Below are 6,965 nucleotides of genomic sequence, written 5' to 3'. Positions count from 1 at the left end.
ATTTATAGATTTGATATTTCTGAATATAGTAATAATAAGGGTATACAGATTGCATAGCTGAGCTATGTCCCATTTTAGAAGGAACAATCAGTTTAACGCACGCACCATCACGCACATAATCCAACGGCACTAGCCAACCGGCAGGGACAGCAGGACCATAATAATTGAGCATAAATCCCTGTGTAAACTGGCCGGCAATAGAAGAACTTGTTACTCTATAGTTAAATTCATCGACTACCTCTGCATAACCCAGATTAGATACTGTTGTCACTTTATCCATAAGGCTATATTCTGAGAAACGAACCAATATCTGGCCGTTCGGCTTTACGGTATCGGCCAAATTAGTAGAACCTTTGTTTACGATATTCATATATACACCGCTGGCAAGCTGCACATACTCATTCTCCTTTGTAGTCGAGTCGTTTCTGTAAAATTCAGTCTGAGATATAACAGTGATACTACTGTCCCGTATAAATGCCTTTATAGCATCTTTTTCGTCCTCCAGCATTTCTGCATAAGTCTTGGTATTATCACAAGCCTGGAAAGCCAATCCACATGCCAGCAAGGACAAAAAGAATAATGTAAGTTTCTTCATTATCTGTTATTTAGTAATTCCGTACAAAAGTATTCGATTTCGTCGAAAGTTGAAAGCTCTACGAGGAAAGTTCGTATCTTTTAACCTTTGTGCCCCTCTTTTTTTATCCTTTCGCATTCAATAAAGGCTTAAACTTCTCTAAAGCACGCTCCAAAACTTTCTTTGCTTCATCCATTGTACCATAGAATTCACCGCCGGAAGCATTCAAATGTCCACCTCCATTGAAGAATTCGGCAGCCAATTGATTACAGGGAAATGTGCCTACCGAACGCAACGAAACTTTAATCATTGGCTTTTCAGTATCTTCGCGCAAGAAGCATGAGAAAAGCACATCCTTTATGCTCAAAGGAATATTTACAAATCCTTCACTGTCACCCCGGATATAGTCGAAGCGTCCCTGTTCGTTCTTGGTCAGTGATATCAAAGCAGCATGGTAGTCAGGATACACCTTCATTTGCGAAAGCACATACCCCATCAGTCGCAGGCGACTTTCGGAATAAGTATTATAAACTTTTCGGTAAATATCGTCTTTGTCAATGCCTTTAGATAGCAGTTCTCCGATAATAAAATAGATTTCCCGATTGTTAGAGTTGTAAGTAAAGCCACCAGTATCAGTCATCATACCGGTATAAATACACTCCGCTCCTTGTCTGGTTATTTCGCTAAAGTAGCCCATGCGGCATATCAGACGGAATACGAGCTCGGAAGTGGAAGATATAGTTGGGTGCGAAATAGTAATATTGCAGAATTCTTCGGGATACAAGTGATGATCTATCAATATTTTCTTTCCTTTGGCAGCCTTTATGGCACTTGCCATCGCATCTATACGGCTCAAAGCGTTGAAGTCCAGGCAGCAAATGATCTCCGCCTCAGCTATCAGTTTGTCAGCAAACTCTTTGTAGCGGTCGTAAAGCAACACATCTTTACTGCCCGGCATCCACTTCAGGAAATCGGGAAAAGCATTCGGCACAATGACGTTGGCTGTCTTATCTTGTGAATTAAGGAAGTGCCATAATCCTAATGAAGAACCGATAGCGTCACCATCCGGTGCCACATGGGCTACAATAACGATTCTCTCCGCATGTCCCATCCATCTGGCAAAGTGGTCTATCTTGGCTTGTTCTATTACTTTGGTCAACATATACTTTTATGATTTAGATATAGACAATCGGAATAATTCCATTCATCTACTCATAATATGAGGCGACAAAAGTACGAAAAAGTTCGGGAGTTGATGGAAAGTAACGAAAGTTTTATTTAGTCTTCGTATTCCACTATCTTCCTTAACGGAGCTAACAAACGCTCCAATACATTCCTGTCCGCCAATATAATATCCGCTGTCCCTTTCAATTCGCGTACTGTGGGAAGCGTTCTGCCATAGTTTGTATGTAAGCCATCCGGCAAAGCGACTTCCACAATGTATACTCCGTCTTCTGTCGGAACCGGAGAAATACTTTCCACCCTTCCCTTTACATAACCAAATTCCTGATCAGGATAATTATCCATACGTACATGCACTTTCTGTCCTATCTGTACCTTTCCTGAACCCTGCAAAGGAAGTTTTGCCTTTCCAACGACTTTCGAATCTTTCGAAGGTTGTACCACAAAGACTGTCTCCCCTGATTCCACATTCTGATTACGGCTCCAAACCGTCATAAAAGTTACTTTGCCACAAATCGGACTACAGAACAAATAGCTCTGTTCCCACGAACTCAATTGAGCTTCAAGCTGTTCCACTGCATTCTTCAATTCAAGTCTGTAGTTTTGTTCTTCATCATAAGCCTGCTTGCCCAAATCCAACAAGTTTTCTTCCTGCTGCTCCAATTGCATTTCAGCTTGCAACAAACTCATGCCGGAAGTTTCCCTGGTACGCAGACTCTGCAAATAACGACTACCCGACTCTTCAAATTCTACTGCAATCATAGCATCTCCTTCAAAAAGGATGGAATCCCGGTCATACATACTTTGCGCCAATTTCATTTCTTTTTCAGTCAATGTATGTTCACGCTGCGCCAGATTGAGATAAGAACGTTGCCCGTCCAGCTGCTTTCTTCCGGCATTCAATTTCTTTGTGTAATAGTCCTGCTCAATAAAACGGACATAATCCGAAAGAGAAATTATGAAAGAAGCGTACACCGATTGCAGTTCCCCTAATTGCAAGCGTTTACCTATAAAATAGTCCGCTCCCTTATCCGGTTCATAACCGGCCTCTTTCCATTCTTTCATACAATCTGTCAGCCACAGTACATCTTCAGTAACAGAAGTATTCTGAATTACCCCCAAACGCTCGCCTGCCTGCACCATGCCACCATTATTTATATACAACGTATCAATCTTTCCTGCTGAACGTGCCAAGATAAAAGCCGGAGGTTCTTCAGTCGTCAGAGTTACTTCCGCTTGCAGCACATCTGGGTATCGAAAGACCCAGCACCCAACCAATATAACAAGTAGAATAATAAATAGCACCGTTATCCCCCACCTCACCACCCAAGGTGAAATGTGATTCATAACTTCCTGCACTTCTTCACTACGCAGTTCTATCTCCTTGTATTTCTTCTCTTCTTCCACAGTATTGAGTTACAAATTTCTAATTACCCAGTTCCAATTGATTTTTCACCAACTGATAATACAAACCTTTCCGCTCAGTCAGTTCCAGGTGAGTTCCCTCTTCCGCAATCTTCCCTCTATCCAGCACTATTATGTTGTCCGCATCTCTCACCGTACTCAACCGATGAGCCACCACCACGACCGTCTTGCCCTTATAGAATTCGTACAAATGTTCCATAATCTCACGTTCATTATTGGTATCCAAAGCATTAGTAGCCTCATCAAAAAACAGATAATCCGGATTCTTATAAACGGCACGGGCTATCAAAATGCGTTGTCGTTGTCCCTGACTGATACCATTTCCTTCCATACCAATTTTAGTGTTATATCCTAACGGTAGAGAATCTATAAAATCACGAATATTTGCAATAGTCACCGCATGCCGCAAGCGTTCAATATCAATCAGCTCTTCGCCCACTGCAATATTCTGGGCAATTGTTTCAGAAAAGATGAAACCGTCCTGCATCACAGAACCAGTTCGGGCACGCCATAGATGCGGATTAATATTTTCCAACGGAGTATCCTGTATTTTGACAATTCCTTTATTGGGAGTATAGAAGCCGAGCATCAACTTTATCAGAGTGGTTTTACCGCTTCCACTCGCTCCAACAATAGCTGTCACCCTATGTCGGGGAATATGAAGAGAAATATCATCCAGCACATAATCCCTGTCTGCACCATCATAACTGAACGACAGATTCTCGATCCGAATATCTCCCTTTTCCGGCAACACCGTCAGTTTCGATGAGATATCCTGTTCTTCATCCCTTTTGCTATGTATCTCATTCAGACGTTCCAAGCTAATCTTCGCATCCTGAAACTGCTGAGCAAAACTGATAAAAGAAGAAACCGGAGAACTCAACTGCCCGATAATATAAGTAAGAGACATCATCATACCCAAAGTCATCTGCCCATCTATCACCGCCTTTGCCGCAATGAATGAGATTACAATGTTCGTGGTCTGATTAAAGAAAATAGAGCCCACTTGCTGAACCTGTCCCAATGCCAACCCCTTTATACTGATTTTAAACAATTTCACCTGTATGCGCTCCCATTGCCAGCGTTTTTGCGTTTCACAGTTGTTCAGTTTGATTTCCTGCATGGCAGTCACCATCTGTATCAGACTGCTTTGTTCTCCGGCAGCTTGTGCAAAGCGTCGTATGTCCAGTTCACGCCGATACTTCATGAAAACGAGTATCCAACAAACGTACAAAATATTGCCTAATAAGAAAATACCTAATACTGTGAGATTATAATAAGCAAGTACAAAGGCAAAAATAAAGAAATTGACAAAGGAAAAGAGTGTGGTAATAGATGACCCTGTTAGGAACGTTTTAATACGTTCATGATCACCGATACGTTGCATAATGTCACCTACCATTTTTGAGTCAAAGAAGTGCAATGGCAATTTCATTAACTTAGCCAGAAAATCAGATATTAAAGAGATAGTAATACGTGTATTAACATGTAACAGTATCCAGCTGCGAATAAACTCTACCGAAAGTTGCGATACAGATATTATGATTTGTGCTATCAGTACCAGAATGATAAAATTCAAATTACTATCACGGATACCTACGTCCACCAATGACTGCGTCAGAAAAGGGAGAATCAGTTGCAACAAGCTGACTGTTAGCATCCCCAATATCAACTGTATCAATTGCTTTTTATAAGGGGTGAGATATCTCAGAAAGAAAAGCAATCCTCTTTCTCTAATTTCCGGTTCATCCTCACGATGATAAAAGTCCGGTCCGGGTTCCAATATCAATGCTGTACCGACATCTTCTCCCTCTGTCCTTGTCGACAGCCAGCACTTCTTAAATTCCTGTTCATTATAAGTCACCATCTGTTTTCCGGGATCAGCAATCTGAAACCAATACTCCCCTTTTCTTTTTTTAATGCCATAGCAAACTACAAAATGGTTTTGGTTCCAATGTAAGATGCAAGGTAACGGTACATCCGTAATAAATTGTTCAAATGATACATAAACTCCCGACGTCCGAAAACCAATAGCCTCTCCCGCATCACTAATCCCCAATAGTGATACTCCCTCACGGGATATAAATGAGCGTGCACGCAATGTCTGTAATGAATAGCTTTTACCATAATATTTAGCAATCATCCGCAAACAGGTAGGACCACAATCCATTGCATCCGCCTGATGATAGTATGGAAATGAATGTTTCATCAATTGATATTTAAATCCCCCAAATACCTCATATCTTCAATCTTATAATTATCCGGCAACTGGTAACCGTTTATTAAAATAGTGGGAGTTGCCGTTAACCTGTTTTTATATTGCCATTCATTATGATTACCCAACTCTTGAGAAACTTCCGTAGTTCCCAAATCATAACCAAACGTCATGATATAGGTTTCACCCAAATACTTCTTTCCTGCAAACCACTCATTATAAATCCTTTCAGCCTTATCACGTTTTTCCTGTTGATAAACGGCAAGAAGAAACCGGACGCTGTTTTCAAGCTCTTTATTGAAAGATGAAAAAATATATTGCACACAAACCTTGTCCCCCATTTGTTTCAGTAATATGCCAATACGCTTATGCATCCGTGCGCATGGATTACAATGCGGATTAGTCAGGATCGCAATACGCAACTTTGCTTGCGGACATCCCCAAAGAATTTGAGAAGTGACAGCACCAACCTCATAACGAGGCTGTTGTTCTAATTGAGAAAGAAAAACATTCTCTGATGCTTTCAGATTACTCAATTCATACTTTACACTCTCTAATTGTTCTGAACGAAACCAACGTTCAGCCAGAAGGTGTAAAGCTAAGAAAGGGAGTAAATAAAGTATGACAACAAACAGAATCTCCTGTATTTCAAAAGCCGGCCACTGCCATCCTACACAAACATTGACAATAGCCGTCAGCCAAAGCAGCAACAAAACAGACAAGCACAACGGACACCATTGTTTAGCCACCTTATACTGATACCAAACGCTCCAAACCGTGTAAGGTAAAGACAATAAATTGACAAGAGCCAAGTAGGGTCCCCATTGGGGATAAAATACTGTCATGATAAGACTTGATACAAAATAGCCAAGTCCTATTTCACTCCAACTAAATACTCCCCATAGCTTAGCCGCTTCAGACTCCAGCACACTATTACAATCACCTTGTTTAAATAAAGAACAAATTTTATCAGTATACTCGCTTTGTACTTTACCCTGTTTCAGCAATAGTAAATAAGTTACCCCTACACCTGCCAAATTAATTGGTAACAATAAGCTACCTACCACAGAAGAGAACAACTGATGTTGCAAACATCCCAATAACAATAAAATAGCTAAAATCAGAATCATAGCTATTTTCTGAACTGAACTCAAAAATTCCGCTTTCCAATGTTTTTTATATTCCGGTTCTACTGATAACTTTCCCGGTTCGGCAACAAGTGCGATGCCCGACCATAATCTTTTAAATTCATCTGCAGATACAAATATTTGTTTCCCACGCCAAATATATTCCACCATTTGTCCGGATAAATGTCTCACGACTACAAAATCATTACCAACGTGAGCCACGAACGGAAAAGTCAATTCCCCCAAATTCTTATCTTCCACTTGTACTCCAGCATTCTCTATTTTATAGACAGACAACATATCCGACAAGCCATACAAGTTATAGCGATGCGGATGCTCTGCAAAAAGTTTATCGGCAAAACTTCTTGTAAAGGGGATATGTAATTCTCTTAGATAACTCGATAAAAGTGTTTTCATTGTATATTCAGATATCTATGCTATT

5 protein-coding genes are annotated in these 6,965 nt (G+C 40.6%); all 5 read right to left on the bottom strand.

What is annotated here, in order from left to right:
* Positions 1-595, bottom strand: a 595-nt coding sequence (locus BN161_RS11655) for a DUF4827 domain-containing protein (protein WP_044266277.1), incomplete at its 3' end; no start/stop codon positions are given.
* 103 nt (positions 596-698) lie between these two features.
* Positions 699-1,736, bottom strand: coding sequence for a DHH family phosphoesterase (locus tag BN161_RS11650; protein ID WP_044266276.1), 1,038 nt, complete (start codon positions 1,734-1,736; stop codon positions 699-701).
* A 116-nt stretch (positions 1,737-1,852) separates the two neighbouring features.
* Positions 1,853-3,163, bottom strand: a complete 1,311-nt coding sequence (locus BN161_RS11645) for an HlyD family secretion protein (protein WP_044266274.1) — start codon at positions 3,161-3,163, stop codon at positions 1,853-1,855.
* A gap of 19 nt (positions 3,164-3,182) precedes the next feature.
* Entirely contained in the window at positions 3,183-5,393 is a 2,211-nt protein-coding gene (locus BN161_RS11640; protein WP_125910797.1) for a peptidase domain-containing ABC transporter, read from the bottom strand.
* Positions 5,390-6,940, bottom strand: a complete 1,551-nt coding sequence (locus tag BN161_RS11635; RefSeq protein WP_044266267.1) for a vitamin K epoxide reductase family protein — start codon at positions 6,938-6,940, stop codon at positions 5,390-5,392. The genes BN161_RS11640 and BN161_RS11635 overlap by 4 nt, the downstream gene beginning before the upstream one ends.
* Positions 6,941-6,965 lie beyond the last annotated feature (25 nt).

The sequence above is a fragment of the Bacteroides timonensis genome, from assembly GCF_000513195.1.
Lineage (GTDB): Bacteria > Bacteroidota > Bacteroidia > Bacteroidales > Bacteroidaceae > Bacteroides > Bacteroides timonensis.
The sequence above is the reverse complement of the archived record's forward strand: the minus strand, read 5'-3'. Positions and strand labels throughout refer to the sequence as shown.